Origin of the sequence: Lutibacter sp. A64, assembly GCF_022429565.1 — a bacterium.
In the GTDB taxonomy this organism is placed as follows: Bacteria; Bacteroidota; Bacteroidia; order Flavobacteriales; family Flavobacteriaceae; genus Lutibacter.
In genome coordinates this window covers 2,350,041-2,369,829 of sequence record NZ_CP092487.1, presented here as the reverse complement: position 1 = coordinate 2,369,829, position 19,789 = coordinate 2,350,041, and the positions used below count along the sequence as shown (strand labels likewise).

Sequence of the window (19,789 nt, the reverse complement as noted above, 5' to 3'; positions counted from 1 at the left end):
TATTAATTATGAAGTATAATATTATTAAAATTTTTTCAAAATCTTTAGTTAGTTTATTGTTCTTTTATTCTGTGTGTGCTGTATCACAAGAGAATAAAAAGAGCCTGAATATTAATGAAATGATGGAGCCTTTAAAACAAGATGGGATATTTAGAGATACTGCTTATTACAATTGGGGAGGTTCAATTATAAAAGGAGAAGATGAAAATTATCATTTGTTTTATTCAAGATGGAAGCGAGAATATACTTTTAATGGTTGGTTAACATTTTCTGAAATTGCACATGCTGTTTCAAAAACACCTACAGGACCTTGGAATTATAAAGAAACGGTTTTAAAAGGAAGAGGTCATGGAAATTGGGATGCAATTACAGTACATAATCCTAAAATCAAATATTTTGAAGGTAAATATTATCTATACTATATTGCTACAAATTTGGGAGATAAAGAATTTACGCATAAAGATTTAATTGATTTAAGTACAAAATCTTTAAAAACCAAAGACAGAGGAACGCTTCGTAAAAACCAAAGAACTGGTGTTGCCGTTTCAACTTCGATTAATGGACCTTGGCAAAGAATGGATAATGCATTGATAGAACCATCTGGACCAATAGCAACAATAACTGTAAATCCAGCTATTGATAAAGATAGTGATGGAAATTATTATTTGATAGTGAAAGGAGATAAACCCAATGAAAAAAGATTTATTAGAAACCAAGCAATAGCGACTTCTAAATCGCCTGTAGGACCTTTTAAAATGCAGCCAAATCCAGTTATAGGAAATTTAGATACTGAAGATGTTTCAATGTGGTATGATGAAAATGAAGCTATATTTTATGCTGTTTTTCACGCCCATAAATTTATAGGATTAATGACTTCATTAGATGGTTTAAATTGGAATAAAGCACATTATTACAATATAACTAATAAAAAAATAGCACTTGATAATGGAGCTTTCTTAATTCCAAATCGTATGGAACGTCCATTTATTTATGTTGAAAATAACATTCCTATTGCGCTATGCCTTGCAATAAAAAAAGAAGATGATTCTTATATTGTTTTTATACCATTAGAAAAAAAAGAATAGACACTATCCTAAAATCTGTGTAAGTTCAAAATTTCAGGGTTAAATTATTTAAAGTTTGATCCTGCTTTCAAATATAGCTAAAAATTGATTAAGTATAACTCCCCAATTCCTAATAGGCATAGTCCATTCTTTAGTACTTTCTCTGAGTGGAATTACTACATTAGACTGGACATAAAGATGCGAGATTTAGAGTTACTTAAATTAACTTTGAATTATGAAAAGACAACACAGAAATTACAGTACATCATTTAAACAAAAGGCCTTAGAATTAAGCTATGCACGAGGTAGTGTTAAGCAAATATGTGAGGAATTGGATATCCCATATTCGGTATTACATCGTTGGCGGCGTGAGTCACAAGATTATGGGAAGAACAGTTTTCCAGGTCGAGGGAAGCCAAAATTAACAGATGAGCAAAAAGAACTAGCGTTATTAAAGCGTCAGTTAAAAGATGTTTCAGAAGAAAATGAGATATTAAAAAAGGCGGTGAGCATCTTCTCCAAGAGCGACAAGAGAAATTCAGGTTTATAAAACACCATAAATTTAAATTTTCAGTTGAGAAGATGTGTAAAGTATTAAAAGTAAGTACTAGCGGTTATTATAATTGGTTAAAGGCTAAGGCGTCAGATCTTTGGTTATATAATCAGAAGCTGTCAGCAATGATTGTTACTATCTTTAATGATAGTTTTGAAAGCTATGGAGCTCCAAGAATAAAAGCCGCATTAGAAAAGCTAGGTCATTATATTTCTAAACCAAGAGTAGCTAGAATTATGAGGGTTAACGGGTTATTTGCTAGAAGAATACGAAAATTTAAAGTAACTACAGATAGCAATCATAAATATCCTGTAGCAGCAAATATTTTAAATCAAAACTTTGAAGTCTCTAGAAAAAATCAAGTATGGGTGTCGGATATCACTTATATAGAAACTAAACAAGGATGGATGTATTTAACGGTCGTTATAGATTTGTTTAACAGAAAAATAATTGGGTGGTCTATGAGTGATAATTTAACAACTAAAGACACTATAATCTCTGCTTGGAATATGGCTGTTAAATCGACTGTAATTAAAGAAGAACTCATTTTTCATTCTGACAGGGGGGCAGTATGCTAGTAGTCGTTTTACAGATATTATTAAAAATTACAAGGGGCTAGTAACACAATCTATGAGTAGAAAAGGGAATTGTTGGGATAATGCGGTTGCAGAATCCTTTTTCAAAAGCTTAAAAACAGAATGGGTTTATAAACACAAATACAATTATAGATCTCAGGCAGAACTATCAATCTTTAGTTGGATAGAAACTTGGTATAATAAAAGAAGGATACACTCAACTTTAGGTTATAAAACTATTAATGAATTTGAAACAGAAATGTATAATCAAAATGTAGCCGCTTAAATCTCGCAATTAATTGTCCAATGTTTTGTTGCAAGTCCACATGTCTTTGGCGTAAAGAGAGATTATTATGTTTTCAATGACGTGTGTTGTACTTTCTCGTTTCTTTACAATCATTGGGTTAAAAGAACTTTCTCAATCCCTTGGAACCTTTATTCCGGTCTCTCCTAAAGTCGTTTTTAACTTTTTTTTGGGTATAGCCATTTCTAAAGTTTTTAGCTTTACTTTTTTTATGTTTATCGTAGTCTAAATGGGTATCTAACTCTCCTTCAAGTATTTTTTCTATGCCTCGTTTATGAAGCTGTTCTAAAAAGTTGGTCAGTTCTGGTCCGTTTTTAAATTGCTTTAAAAATCTTCGTTTAATAAGTCTTCTGGTTTCATAAGTGTGTAAAATTTAAAATTAATAAAATAAAAAATCTCAGATCAATTTTTGACCTGAGATTTTAAAACTTACACAGTTTATGAGATACTGCCATTTGTTTTTATTGTTTATTTATTTTATATTGAAAGAAATAGCGGAAGGTCAAAGATTAGTTTCTTTGACTTTTTTATTTAAGGGTAAATATTTATAAAATCCTTTAATAAAATTAGAAGTATTTTAAAGTGAATAATAAAAATTCTTAAAACCAGTGTAATTTTAGTTTTATATTTATGTTTTAAATATTTTATTTTCAGGTAAATAATATTTTAATGTTTTGTAGGTCTTATCTTAACGTGTTTTAAAGGTTGCTTTTAAATTCTTCAAAAAAAAAGATTTAAAAACTTTTTTTAAAATAGTTTTTAAAGGTTAATTATTTGAATATGATAAAACGATTTTTTTTAAAAATGTTTAATTTGTACATAAAAACTATTTTTTACAGGTAGTTTGTGTTATATTCATTTAACGTTTAATAGGTGCCATTTATTATTATTAGTTTGCCATTCATTATTTTTAAATGACAAAAACTATTTATTTATTAAAAATAAATGTTAAATTTGAGCAATTGTAGGGGTGCAATTAATTCAATTATATATTCGATTACCATTTTAGTTCATTTTTAGGTTTTATTTCAAATTGAATTTTACTCTTTCAATGTGTAAGTTTAAACTAGGCGTTTAAACTTACTAGGATTTAAGTCATCTAATAGACAATATGAAACATCAACTACCAACCCCTCATAGGCAAATACATGCCAAAAGTAATTTGTTCATTTTACTTTTTTTAAGTTTATTTTTTTTTATAGGATTCAATCAGCAATTAACAGCACAAGCCGTAATTCAAGTTAAGGATGGTTTTCCCACAGCAATTTGTGATGGAGAAAGTACTACTTTAGAGGTAATAATTGATGCTGGAACTGGGCCATATACCGTTGTTTATTCTGATGGTACAACTGAAGTTACGATTAATAATTATAGTAGTAACCCAGACCCGGAAAGTTTAACATATGGAGGAACTCCAATAATGGTGACTCCTAGCGCGACAACTACCTATTCTTTGGTGAGTGTATCTTTTGAGTATGGTCCTTTACCAGTAAATGATATATTTACAGAAACAATTACCGTAAATCCGTTACCAACTAACATTGTTGCTACAGTAAATTCTGGAAATCCAGTTTGTTATAATACAGATTTTGTAATCTCTGCAACAGCAACAAATGGTAGTACTTATGAATTATGGAACGCAGCAAATGCAACTAAAATTGCTGATTTACCATATACTACATCTATAACAGCAGACACAAATTACACCATAAGAACAATTAGTGCTAATGGTTGTGAATCAATAAAAGCATTAACTGTAGATTTAGAAAATGTTGCTCCAAGTATTACGGGTGAAGGTGATAAAATTTTAAATCCAGATGACGAATCTTGTAGTGCAACCTTACCAGATTATACAACAAGTGTTACTGTTTCAGATAATTGTTCGTTAGTTGGTAATATTACATTAATACAAAATCCAGTTTTGGGCTCAAGTATAACGGGTCATAATACAGTTCAGTCAGTTGAAATAACAGCTAAAGATGAAGCAGGTAACCAAAATACCTATAATTTTAATGTTACTTTAAAAGATAATATTCTTCCAGAAATCAACTGTGTTGGCGATCAACTTAATGTTTCAGCAAATGATGGTTGCTCTTATATTCATAGTGGTACTGCGTGGGATGCTGTTGGTACCGATAATTGTACTGTATCCTCTGTTGAATATGTTTTAACGGGAGCAACAACGGGAACAGGAACTACATTAAATGGTGTAACATTTTCACCTGGTACAACAACTGTAACTTGGACGGTGACTGATGGTGCAGGAAATACAGCGACCTGTAATTTCGATGTTACAGTGGCAGATACTATAAATCCAACAGTAGCTTGTGTAGGAAATCAAACAGCAACAACTAATGTTGGTTTCTGTACATATACACTTGCTGATGATTCTTGGAATGCAACAATAGGAGATAATTGCGGTACGCCAACAGTTTCATATGATTTAACAGGAGCAACTACTGTTACAGGAGCAACTACTTTAAATGGAACAACTTTTAATAAAGGAGTAACTAATATTGAAGTTACTGTAACCGATGGAGCAAATAATACTGCAACTTGTAGTTTTACAGTAACCATAAATGATGCAGAAAAACCTGTAATAGATAATTTACCTACAAACATTTCAGTAAATAATGATGCAAATGCTTGTGGAGCAATTGTAAGTTGGACTGAACCAACAGCTACCGATAATTGCGACAGCGCGCCTTCTATTTCCTATGTGTCAAGTCCAACTACAGGGTTAACTTTAGGAGATACTTTTCCAATTGGAACAACAACAATTACTTATACTGTAACAGATGCTGACGAAAATGAAGATACAGGAAGCTTTGATATTATTGTAACAGACAATCAGTTTCCAGAAATAAGCTGTCCATCAGATATTTCTCAAAATATAGATGCAGGAACTTGTGGTGCCGTAATTAATTATACAGTACCTGTTGGAACAGATAATTGTACTGGAGCTTCAACTGTTCAAATAGCAGGTTTAGCAAGTGGGAGTATGTTTCCTGTAGGTGAAACAATAAATACGTTTGAAGTTACAGATGCTTCTGGAAATAAAACAACTTGTAGTTTTACTGTTACTATTATAGATAATGAGGACCCAACCATTGTAGATTTGCCTGAAGATATTTTAGTTTATAATACGGTAGGTAGTTGTGGTGCAACTGTAACTTGGACTGTACCAACTTCAGCAGATAATTGTACTGTTGAAAGTTTGACATTTGCATCAAGTCCAACTGAAGGCTTAAATAATGGCAGTGTTTTTCCTATTGGAGAAACAACAATTACCTATACAGCAACCGATGCAAGCGGAAATGAATTTTCTGATAGTTTTACAATTACAGTCACAGATAATGAAATTCCAGAAATTGTAGGATGTCCTTCTAATATTACCAAGTCAAATGATGCAGGAGAATGTACAGCAACAGTATCTTGGACAGAACCGTCCGTAACCGATAATTGTACAAGTACTGGAGATATAGTTTGGACAAAATCACATACTCCAGGAACAGTTTTTCCTTTAGGTACCACGACAGTTACCTATACAGCAACAGATGAAGCTGGAAATAATAGTGTAACTTGCTCTTTTGATGTAACGGTTGAAGATACTCAAAAACCAGTTATTACTAATTGTCCTTCAACCATTGTTCAAGGAACTGATACAGACGAATGTACAGCAACAGTAACTTGGACTGAGCCAACAGTAACTGATAATTGTTCGGGCACTTTAGTTTGGACAAAATCTCATAATCCAGGAGACTCTTTTAATGTTGGAACCACCACCGTTACCTATACTGCAACAGACGAAGCAGGTAATATTAGCAATACCTGTAGTTTTGATATAGTTATTTCTGATAACCAAGAACCAGTAATAAGTTGTTTATCACCAACCATTTCTTTAAACGAATCAGGTATAGCAACCTTAACTGTAAGCGATGTAAATGGTGGTGCAACGGATAATTGTACTGCTGAAGGTGATTTAGTAATAACTTTAAGCAGAACTACATTTAATTGTACAAATGCAGGAGACAATACAGTGGTAATATCTGTTAAAGATGCTGCAGGAAATATTGCTACGTGTAATGCAACAGTTACAATTGTCGATGAAATTGCTCCTACATTAACAGCAACTTCAGGCACTGTAAATTCTAATTTAAATGTAGATGTAGGTACTTGTAGTTATGTAGTAAAAGGTTCAGAATTAGATCCAATTGGTGTTGATAATTGTACATCGGGTACTACCTTATCTTACACTGTTACAGGTGCAACAACCTTATCTGGTACAGGATCATTAACCGGTAAAACGCTTTCTAAAGGTGCTAATATAATAACATGGACTGCTTCTGATGGTACAAATACTTCAACTTCTTTAACGTTTACTAAAACAGTAATAGATAATGAAGCACCTTCAGTTTTAACCGTTGGAAATCAATACAAAGGAACAGATGCTGATAATTGTTACTATACAGTTAATGGAGCAGAATTTGACGCAACATATTCCGATAATTGTTCTGTTGAATCAGTATCATATACTATTAACGGAGGTGCATCAGTTGCAGCAACTACTTTAGCTGGTATAGAAATTGCCCCTGGAATTAATACGATAGTTTGGACTGTAAGTGATGGTGTAAATTCTAAGTCTAGTACTTTTAGAGTTACTGTTACAGATGATACGCCACCTATTATTACTAATATAGATGATATTCATCAAAATATTAGTGCTGGTTGTGATACAGTAGAAATTACTTGGACAGAACCTACTGCAAGTGATAATTGTACAGTAAGTAGTTTTTCTCAAACAAAAGGCTTAGCAAGTGGATCAGAGTTTTCGTTGGGAACTACAAAAATTACCTATACAGCTGTTGATGCATCAGGGAATGTTACTAAAATGAGTTTTAATGTTATTGTTGAAGATTTAACTCCTCCGCAATTAACCTGTCCAACAGGTAGTACAGAAACAAATCCTTTTCAAAGAGTAGCAGCTAATGATTTCTGTTTTTATACTGTTTCAGGAACAGAGTTCGACGCAACAACAGATGATGGTTGTGCTTTAACAGAAGTAACCAACTCGTTTGATGGAACAACAACCTTAGAAGGAAAAGAATTACCAGTAGGAAGTCATGAGATTACTTGGACTGCAGTTGATGAATTTGACAATACAAGTACTTGTACTATTTATATTAAAGTTACAGATACACAAGATCCAACGTTTGATCTTCCATCAGAAATAAATGTAACTAAAAATACAGATCCTGCACAATGTTACTATACCATAACTGATACATCTTTCGATTTAAGAAATGTAGCAGACAATTGCGAATTAAAAGATCCTACATACGTTATTACTAAAAATGGAGAAGATAAGTTTACTGGAACAAATACTTTAGCAGGACTTCAATTAGACTCAGATGCCGATCCATATTCAATTGTTTGGACTGTTGAAGATAAACACGGAAATTCAGTAGTTGCAGATGCTTATACTATTACTGTATCAGACAACCAAGCACCAACTTTTGAATGTTATGGAAACGAAATTAGAAATATACCTTCAACAAGTTGTGAGTATACCATAAACGGTTCTGAATTTGATCCAACAGATTTACTTGATAATTGTGATGCTACTGAAGATTTAATAATTTCATATACACTTGATGGTGTTTCTGGCGGTACATCAACTACATTAGATGGTAAAGTTTTAGATGCAGGAGTACATACAGTTGTTTGGACTATAGAAGACTCAAAAGGAAATACAGATAGCTGTAGTTTTAATATTACAGTTAAAGATGCTGAAGCACCAACAATATCAACAGTGGCAAATCAAACAAGAATTGCACCTGCTACTAGTTGTAGTTATTTTACAGTTGGAACAGAGTTTGATCCAGAAACAATTACAGATAATTGTACAACATTTACATTAGTAAACAATCAAAACGGTACAGAAACATTGGCAGGATACGAATTTCCTGTTGGAATTACTGTGGTGGTTTGGACAGTTACAGATGCAGGTGGCAATGTTGCAACTATGCAATATCAAGTGGAGGTTAAAGATGAAACAGCTCCAGCTTTTGAACTTTTAGGTGATGCAAGTTCAACAGTTTCTGTTACCAAATACACGTCTAGTACAGATTGTTATTATACAGTAGTTGGAGATGAATTTGATCCGCAAAATATTACAGATAATTGTACATTGTCTAACAATACAGTTATTAATGATAGAAATAATTATTTATCATTAGCGTATGAGCAATTTCCTATAGGAACAACTGAAGTTTCTTGGACTGTAAAAGATAATTATGGTAATGAAACAGTAAAAACTTTAAGCGTAACAGTAGAAGATAATGTAAAACCTGTTATTACCTGTCCTTCTAGTGCATACACTAGGGTGTACGATAAAAACCAAAGTTATTATGCTGTAGGAAATAATGAATTTAAGCCTGTTGTAACTGATAATTGCGAAATCGATTCTTTTACCTATGTGCTTTCCGGAGCAACAACGGGGTCTGGTACAAATTTAACAAATGAACAACTTAATGAAGGTGAAAATACTATTGTATGGACAGCAACAGATGCATCAGGAAATATTGAAACTTGTACAATTACTGTAAATGTAGTTTCAGATTTATATCCTTCTATTACCTGTGTTGGAGATCAATCAAAAGATACAGATTCAGGTGAATGTGATTATACAGCTGTAGGAACTGAATTTGACGCTACTTCAACCACAGCCGGTGCAACACTAACTAACGATTTTAATAATTCTGCAAGTTTAGCTGGTGAAGTTTTTCCTCAAGGTACAACTTATGTTACTTGGACAGCTTCACAAACAATAGATGGTACATTATATACAAATAATTGCAGCTTTTATGTATTTGTAGATGATAATGAAGCTCCTGTAATTACAGCTCCAGCAGATGTTACAGAAGATGCAGGTTCTGGGTGTAACGCTACAGGTGTAGATTTAGGAACACCTACAACAAGTGATAATTGTGGGGTTTTATATGTTTGGAATAATCAAAATGATGCTACTTATGGTATAAATAGAACTACTGGTACTGGAACAACTACTGTTACATGGTATGTAAGAGATATTCATGGAAATACTTCATCTGCAACACAAACAGTTACAGTTGTTGATAATACTGCACCAACTTTTCAATGTCCTGACTCTGGTACTCCTGGTGAAATTTGTAGACAAGTAGAAACAGGACCTTATGTTGTAAGTGGTAATGAATTTGATCCTTATAGAATTAATGACTGTTCAAATACTACTAAAACACATAATATTTCAGGTACGTCATCAACTAATACTTTAGCTGGAGCAACATTTGCAGTGGGAGAACATGAAATTATTTGGACTGTAACCGATGCAAGAGGGAAAAATAATACTTGTACAATAACACTAACTATAAGTTCAGATAATACGCCAGCAGTAGAATGCAAAGGATACCAAACCAGAGATACCGACCCAGGTTTTTGTACATATACAGTTAGTGGTGCAGAATTAGATATTTCAACAAGTACAGCTGGAACAACGCTTGCGTATACTTTAAGTGGAAAAACAACAGGTACTGGTTCTAGTTTAGATGGTGTGGTTTTAAATAAAGGAATCACTACTGTTACTTGGACAGCTACTAATGGTACAGACACTAATGAATGTTGTACTTATGATATACGAGTTATAGATAAAGAAGATCCATCATTTACCACGATTTCTCTTCCAGATGTTACTGTGGCTATAAATTCAGATTGTAATGCGACAGGTGTAGTTTTAGATGAACCAGAAACAACTGATAATTGTGGAGTAACTTCTGTTTGGAATAATCATACAGGAACTACGTATCCTATTGGAACAACTACAGTTACATGGTATGCTAGTGATGAACGTGGAAACACTACATCAATAACCCAAAAAGTTATAGTTACAGATGATGAAGCGCCTGTAATTAATTGCCCAACAGAAACCTATTATAGAGAATATAACAATCCTTATGTAGAATATTATACAGTTGTAGGTAGTGAATTTACACCAGCAGTTTCTGATAATTGTGAGGTTGAATCATACACCAATAGTTTAACAGGACCAGGGTATTTAAATGGTACACAATTAGCAATAGGAGATCATACAATTACTTGGACAGCAACAGATACTGCAAATACAACTACTTGTAATGTAAATGTAACTGTTGTAGATTCTTTTAAACCAATTATTAGTTGTCCGAATAATGTTACTCAAACAACAGCTATTGGAGCATGTGGTTATACAGTTCCAACAGGAAGTACAATTTATGATGCAACATTTGTATCAATTTCTGGAGATGGAAGAACAATGACGCACGATTTAGCTGGAGCGCCTTCAAATACAACGTTAGCTGGAGCAACCATTCCTAAAGGTACAAATACCATAACTTGGACAGCAACTCAAAAAATAGGTAATGTTGAATATTCTGAAACGTGTAGTTTTACTTTTACGGTTAAAGATGAAGAAGCACCTGTTTTAGATACGCCTTTTGAAGACGTAACTGTAGATGTAGATGCTGGTACTTGTACCAAAACATTTACATTAACACCGCCAACAGCAACCGATAATTGTACAGCTCCCGAAGCTATTACAATTACAAACAATGCGCCTGCAACATTTTTATTAGGAACAACAAATGTAAGATGGGAATTAACAGATGAATCTGGTAATACAACAATACACAATCAAAAAGTTACAGTATACGATAATGAAGCGCCTGTAATATCAAATTGCCCTGCAGAAATAACAGCAGTTGCAGCCGGTAGTGGTTGTCAAGTTGCGGTTTCTTGGCCTTCACTTATAGCAACTGATGCTTGTAGTGGTATGAAATCTTTTACATCAACACATTCTCCAGGAACTTTATTTAGTGTTGGAACAACAACAGTTACCTATACAGCAACAGATAATAATGGAAATATAGCTACCTGCTCTTTTAATGTAGTTATAACTGATACGCCACCTACATTATCTTGCTTAACTGAAGATCAAACACGAAGCGCAAATGCAGGTACTTGTTCGTATAAAGTAGTAGGGAATGAATTTGACGTAACTGCGTTTAATGATAATTGTAGCACACCTACGTTAACTTGGAGTTTTATAAATCCTGAAACAGGTCTACCAGTAACAGGTACTAATACGCTTTCTGGAGTTACTATACCTAGAGGGCAAGGAGAAGGAACAACCGGTGAAATTGAAATTACTTGGACAGCTACTGATACAAACAATCAAACAGCAACTTGCTCATTTACATTAAAAATTACTGATGATGAACCTCCAATTTTGGTGGTTCCAGGAAATCAAATTAGAAGTACAGATACTAATAAAAATTATTATACCGTAAAAGATGGAGAGTTTGATGATGTTACATCAACAGATAACTGTGGAATTGTAACTAAAATAGTAAATGAATTTGAAGTATCTACTTTAGATAGTTTAGCAATGCAAATGGGTGAAAACTCAGTTACTTGGACAGCAACCGATGATAGTGGTAATGTTGGAACTGCAAATTTCTACGTATATATTGTAGATACAGAATTACCACGCTTAGAAACAGCTCCTTCAAGTGTTTCTGTAGATACAGGTATTGATGATTGTACTGCAAAGGTTAATTATACACCTCCAACATTTATAGATAATGTTACCGCTCAAGAAGATCTTGTAATTACAGTTTCGCCTTCATACATAAATGATGAATATGATTTTCCTGTAGGTGATACAGAAGTAACCTACTTTGTGGTTGATGAATCTGGAAACTCTTTTACATATAAGTTTAATATTACAGTTACAGATAATCAAGACCCAGTAATAGCTTGTCCTACAGGTAATCAATTTAATAGAAATACAGATACTGGGGAAGCTTTTTATACTACTATTGGTACAGAATTTGACCCAACAAGTTTTTCAGACAATTGTGAAGTTACTTTAGAAAATAATTATAATAATGATGAGACACTTGAAGGAGAAACATTCCCAGTAGGAACTACACCTGTTATTTGGACTGCCACAGATGAAAGTGGAAATACAGCATCGTGTACCATTAATGTTATTGTAAAAGATATTGAAGATCCTATTATTAATAGTTGTGCAGATGCAGAGGTTAGTAGAGATGCAGATATTGGATCTTGTTTTTTTACAGTAACAAGTTCAGAATTCGATCCGTATGATCTTAATGATAATGCATCAACTTCTAAATTAACCTATTCTATTAATGGAGGCGCAGAAGTTGGAACTGATGTTAATACTACTTTAGTGGGTGCGCAAATTCCTGTTGGAACAACTGCAAATCCAACAACTGAAGTACTTTGGAAATTGTATGATTCCAGTAATAATGAGAGTGCTACTTGTACTACTACGTTTACAATTACAGATACAGAAAACCCAACAATAATCCCTGTAGCAACACAAACAAGAAATTTAGATTTAGGTTTAGCTACTTATACAGCTACAAGTGCAGCAGATAGTGCTTGGGATATTCCAATAACAGACAATTGTACTTTAGAAACAATTACCTATTCTATTGATGGAGCAACTGCTGTTGGAACGGATACTACTACAAGTATTATTGGAGAAAGTTTTACTGTTGGAACTCATAATGTGGTTTGGACAGCAACAGATATATATGGTAACAGTAATACGGGTTCTTACCAAATTATTATTGAAGATAATGAAGGGCCAACTGCCGTTTGTCAAAATATTACGGTAGAGTTAGATGCTACCGGAAATGCTTCAATTGTTGCAGCCGATATTGATAACGGTTCAACAGATCCTAGTGGAACTATTACTTATCAAATCTCTACAAATTCATTTAGTTGTGTAGATGTTGGAGAAAATCCGGTAGTTTTAACAGTAACCGATATTTACGGAAATGTTTCTACCTGTGATGCAACCGTTACTGTTCAAGATGTAACACCACCAACTGCTTTATGCAAACCAATAACATTAAAATTAGATGCATCGGGTAATGCAACTATTACAGCTGCAGATATAAATAATGGATCAAGTGATACCTGTGGAATAGCAACTATTACGGCAAGTCAAACAGATTTTGATTGTACTAATTTTGGAGAAAATACAGTAACATTAACAGTAACCGATGTTAATGGAAATAGTGCAACTTGTAATACTACAGTTACTATTGAAGATGATATAAATCCTGTTGCAGTATGTAAAAATATTGTAGTTGATTTAGATGCAAACGGAGAAGCAACTATAACAGGATTAGATATAGATAATGGTTCTTATGATAACTGCGAATTAACATATACGCCAAGTATTTCAACTTTTGATTGTACTAATATTGGTACTAACGAGGTAACTTTAACAGTTACGGATACTTCAGGAAAATCTGATACTTGTACAGCCATAGTTACAATTCAAGATAATACAAATCCAACTGCAATAGCACAAGATATTACTGTTCAGTTAGATGCTTCAGGAAATGTAACAATTACAGCAGCTGATATTGACAATGGTTCTAATGATGCTTGTGGAATAGCAAGTTTAGCTATAAATAAAACAGATTTTGATTGTAGTAATATAGGTGCAAATACTGTTACATTAACCGTTACGGATAACAACAACAATGTTTCAACAACTACAGCTACAGTAACTGTAAAAGATGAAGTATTACCAACAATAACTTGCATTGAAGATAACCAAACAGTTGATACAGACCTTAATACTTGTACGTATACACACAATAATACAGCTTGGGATGCTACTGCAACAGATATTTGTGGTTCTATTTCAAGTTTAACCTATGCGTTATCTGGAGATACTGTTCTTGCTGATGATTCAGTAAATACAACATTAAACGGACAAGTATTTAATAAAGGAGAAACAACAGTAACTTGGACAGCAATTGATGGTTCTAATAATTCAGTACAATGTTCTTATACAGTTACAGTAAAAGACAATCAACCGCCAACTGCTAGCTGTCAAAATATTAATATTCAGTTAGATGCTTTAGGAAATGCTTCAATAGTTGTAGCAGATATTGACAATGGTTCTAATGATAATTGTGGAATTCAAAGTATTGTAGCAAGTAAAACAGCATTTACTTGTGCAGATTATGGAGCTAATACAGTAACCCTAACAGTTACAGATACAAGCGGTAATGTTTCAACTTGCGAGGCAACAGTAACAGTGCAAGATAATATTCCACCAGTAGCAGCATGTACACCAATTACAGTTGAATTAAGTACAGCAGGAACTTATACTTTATCTGAAGCAGATATTAATACCATTTCAGCAGGTTCAACAGATAATTGTTCAATTGTAATGCGTACAGTTTCACCAAATACGTTTAATTGTACCAATATAGGTGCTAACGAGGTAACTTTAACAGTAACAGATATAGCAGAAAATACAGCTATTTGTAAAACAACTATAACTGTTGTAGATAAAGTAAAACCAATAGCAAAAACACAAGATATTACTGTTGAATTAGATGCTTCAGGAAATGCTACAATTACAGCTGCTCAAATAGATAATGGTTCAAATGATAGTTGTGATATAAAAAGTTTAGCTATAGATAAAACAGATTTTGATTGTACTAATTTAGGTGCAAATGTAGCAACTAATACAGTTACATTAACAGTTACTGATGAAAATGGCAATGTTTCAACAGCGACTGCATTAGTAACAGTTGAAGATATAACAGCTCCAGAGATTGATTGCCCTGTTTCAGGAGAACAAATTGTTGACACAGATTCAGGAGAGTGTACTTATACACATGATGGTTCAACTTTGAATTGGAATGCTACTGCAACCGATAATTGTGATGGTGCAACACCAACAATTACATATTCCGCAAATAATGGAGCTTCTCCTGCTACTGGAACAGATCTTAATGGAGTTGTATTTCAAAAAGGTATTACAACAATTACCTGGACAGCAAAAGATGCTTCAGATAATTCAGCAACTTGTTCATTTACAGTAAATGTAACTGATAATGAAGACCCAACTGCCATTGCAAAAACTGCAACTGTAGCATTAGGAAGAAATGGTACTGTAACAGCGTTACCTGCAGCAATTAATAATACTTCAACAGATAATTGTGGAATTATAACTTATGAAATTTCAAAAACAAATGGTAACTATGGAACAGAAATAGAATTTGAATGTGATGACATTACAACTAGTCCAAATACAGTTTGGTTAAAAGTAACAGACGCTGCTGGAAATACAGATGTTATTTCAACAACAGTAACAGTTGAAGACACAGAAGCACCAACTTTAGATGATTTAAATGATAAAAATAAAGTAGTTGATGCAAATGTTTGTACATATACACATACAGATGATTCATGGGATCCAACAGATAATTGTGATACGGCTCCAACTATAACCTACGCATTAACCGGAGCAACAATTCTGGAAAATAACCCTCTAAATACAACTTTAAACGGACAGGTATTTGAAAAAGGAACAACAACAGTTACATGGGAAACTGAGGATAATTATGGAAATACAGCAACTATTGATTTTGATGTTGTTGTAACCGATGACCAAAAACCTACAATAGCAACTTGTTCTTCAAATATTATACAAGATGTAGCTTTAGCAGGTGATGCTGCAGTAGAAGTTACGGGTATAGTAGCTCCTGAGTATGCTGATAATTGTGCTGTAACTGAATTAAGTTGGGCTATAGCTGGTGCAGGTGTTTTAGAATCAGCAACAGGTTCTGTATTAGCTCCTTCTTCGGGTGTTTCAAATCCATTGGAAGGTTTTAATTTTAAATTAGGAACATCTACCATTACTTATACAGTTGCTGATGCAGCAGGTAATACAGAAGTTTGTAGTTTTACTGTTACCGTAAATGCCTTAGCAAATAACACTGTAATAGTTTCTCCGACAGTAATAACTACTAATGAAGATTTAGGGACAGCTACTTTTACAGTTGTATTACCTTTTGCACCAACAGGTACTGTTGTATTTGATGTTGCTAGTAATGATCCTACTGAAGGGACAGTCGATACATCTCAATTAACTTTTAACGCAACTAATTGGAACACACCTCAAACAGTTACCGTAACAGGTGTAAATGATGATGTGGACGATGGAGATATTGATTATACTATTGTTTTAACAACAAACAAAGGCTTAACTGATGATTTATCAGGGTACGAAAATGTTGATCCTGCCGATGTAAGTGCTACAAATACAGATAATGATACAGCAGGAATTTCAGTTTCAGCAATAAGTGGTCCAACTACTGAAGCTGGTGGCACCGCAACTTTTACAGTAATTTTAGATACAGAACCAACAAACGATGTTACAATTACCTTAACAAGCAATGATACTACTGAAAGTGATACATTTACTCCAACAACATTAACCTTTACACCAGCAAATTGGAATTCACCACAAACTGTTACTGTAACAGGTAAAGATGATGACATAGTTGATGGAAATGTTGGCTATACTATTGTTACTAGTGCGGCTGTTTCAACCGATACAAATTACAACGCAATGGTTGTTGCTGATGTTGCAGTTGTAAATAATGATAATGATACTGCAGGGTTTATTGTAACACCAACAACATTAACAACCACTGAAGCTGGAGGAACAGCAACATTTGAGGTAGTTTTAACAAGTAAACCAGGTACAGACTTAGATCAAACCCAAGTTGTAGTTGTAGATGTTGCTAGTAGTAATACAGATGAAGGAACAGTTATCTCAACTCCACTTACTTTTACTGCTGCAAACTGGGATAAACGTCAAATAGTTACAGTTACAGGTGTTGATGATATTTTAGTAGATGGAACTATTTCATATATTATTGAAAATACAGTTAATGAAACATTAACAACAGATTCTAATTACGACTCACTAAACCCAGAAGATATTTCTGTAAATAATGAAGACAATGATGCAGCATTTTTATCAATAGAAGAAGATGTTACTGTTGATGAAGGTGATACTGGAACAACCAATTTCGAATTTACAGTAACACATTCTGGAGCTGAGGTAGTTGGCGGTTATAGCGTTTCATTCTATACACAAAATGATATAGCAAAAGCACCAACCGATTTTACTGCTAATGGAGGTCTTGTTAACTTTACTGGAGGAAGTGGAAATATTGGTGAAACTCAAACCATTACAATTGCAGTAAATGGAGATACAGCTGTTGAAAGTAACGAAACTTTTAATGTAGTATTAGCATCTGTAAATGCTCCTGGTAAAAATATTACCATTAATTCTGCTAAAAAAACAGGTGTTGGTACCATTACTAATGATGATAATGCAACACTTTCAATTGCAGATAAAACTATTACGGAAGGACATTCTGGAACACAAACGTTAACTTTTAACGTAACCTTAAGTATGGATGTTGAAGACGGACTTTCAGTAGACTATACAACAGTTGATGCTACTGCAAAAACAACAGACTCAGATTATGTTGTAAGTTCTGGTACTTTAACTTTTGAAGGAACAACAGGTGAAATTCAACCAATTGAAGTTACTATCAACGGAGATGAAAAGGTAGAATTAGATGAGACATTCAAAGTAAATTTAAGTAATATAGTTCCAGTAAGTGCACCAAGTGCAGCAATTACATTTGCTCAAGATCCAGCTTCAGCTGTTGGAACCATTACTAATGATGATACACCAACCGTAGCTATTGTAAATTCCGTAACCCATAATGAAGGGAATAGTGGAACTACAAACTATGATTTTACAGTTACCTTATCAAAAATTTCAGACGCTGAGGTAAAAGTAGATTACACAACAGCAGATGTGAATGCAACTATTGAAGATTCAGATTATGTTAAAAAATCAGGAACTTTAACTTTTGCTCCTGGAGAAACTACAAAAACTATAACGGTGCCTGTAAATGGAAATACAAAAGTAGAACTTGATGAAACATTTACTGTTGAATTAAGTAACTTGGTAAATAATGGTCGAAATATTTCACTTGGAAATACTACTGGAACAGGAACAATTACCAATGATGATTCAGCTTCATTAGCAATTGATGATGTAGAAGTAAATGAAGCTGATGGGACGGCAACATTTACAGTAACATTAACTGGTGAAATTCAAGAAGCAGTTTCTTTTAATTATGCTACAGCCAATATTTCAGGAGAAGCTACAAGTGATTATGTAGCAATTAATTCAACACCAATTGTTTTTGAAGCAGGTTCAATAAATGGAACAACAAAAAGTATTGATGTTACTATTGTAGAAAATACAATTGCAGAACCTACAGAAACTTACAATATTAATCTTACAGATTTAAACGCATCGGGGCAATCTAAAGTTAGTTTTTCTGATGCTCAGGGATTAGGTACAATTATAGATAATGACATTGTAGAATTAACCTTACATAGTTTTGCGACAATTACTGAAACAGAAGCACCGCAAACAGCTAATTTTTATGTAAGTCAAAATATTCAATCACAATATCCAATTTTATTAAAGTTTGCAACCTCTAATGGTACAGCTACTTCACTAAGTGATTTCACAGCTCAATCTAATGTAGATGTTAATTTACCAGCACTTTCAACAGCGAATGTAAATATTTTAGCAACAACTATTGCAGGTGATAAAATTGCAGAACCTACAGAAACATTCACAGGTACTATTACTATAAATAATAAGAATAATCAGCAGGTTAAATTTACAGTAGAAGGAGATGTTGCAACAGCGACTATAGAAGATAATGATATTGTTAAAATAACATTAGAAGATAAAACAGTAACTGAAACAAACGGAACTCAAACAATTAATTATATTGTAAGTACAGATATTGCTGCTGAAAAAGATGTTGTTTTAAGTTTTTCAACATCTGATGATACAGCTTTAGATGAAAATGATTATACAACACCTACATACACAACAATAACAATTCCAGCGGGAAGCACATCAGTAAATATCCCAATTGATATTTTAGGTGATTTAATTACAGAACCAACTGAAACATATTCTGCAGAAATTACTGAGAATAATTACAATGCGCAACAAGTTACCTTAACTAAACCAACAGCAACTTATACAATTGAAGATAATGATCTTGCAAGCATCGCTATTGCGGATGTTAGTGTTGCTGAAAATATAGCAGCTAAAGAAGCCGTGTTTACAGTAACTTTAACAGGAAATGTTCAAGATGAGTTTTCGGTAAATTATACAACAAGAGATGATACAAGTCCAAGTGCTCTTAACGGCTCAGATTATACAACAGCATCCGGGCCATTAACTTTCTTAACAGGTTCAACAACAGGAACAACTAAGACTTTTACGGTTGCTATAACGGATGATGATTTAGTT

General features: G+C 33.4%; 2 protein-coding genes and 2 pseudogenes (1 of these 4 running past the window's edge). 3 read left to right on the top strand and 1 reads right to left on the bottom strand.

Annotation, left to right across the window (positions count from 1 at the left end; genetic code table 11):
* The first annotated feature begins 8 nt into the window (after positions 1-8).
* On the top strand, positions 9-1,085 hold the full coding sequence (locus MKD41_RS09600; protein WP_240242077.1) for a glycoside hydrolase family protein: 1,077 nt from the start codon (positions 9-11) through the stop codon (positions 1,083-1,085).
* 214 nt (positions 1,086-1,299) lie between these two features.
* A pseudogene (locus tag MKD41_RS09595) lies at positions 1,300-2,478 on the top strand (IS3 family transposase).
* Positions 2,479-2,517: 39 nt separating this feature from the next.
* On the opposite strand, the pseudogene MKD41_RS16450 reads toward MKD41_RS09595, so the two are convergent.
* Positions 2,518-2,856: pseudogene (locus tag MKD41_RS16450) on the bottom strand (transposase); the annotation flags it as partial.
* 751 nt (positions 2,857-3,607) lie between these two features.
* Here MKD41_RS16450 and MKD41_RS09585 point away from each other — a divergent pair.
* On the top strand, positions 3,608-19,789 hold the 5' portion of the coding sequence (locus MKD41_RS09585) for a Calx-beta domain-containing protein (RefSeq protein ID WP_240242076.1). The gene runs 14,046 nt beyond the window's last position; only the first 16,182 of its 30,228 coding nucleotides appear in the window; its start codon is at positions 3,608-3,610; its stop codon lies beyond the right edge, outside the window.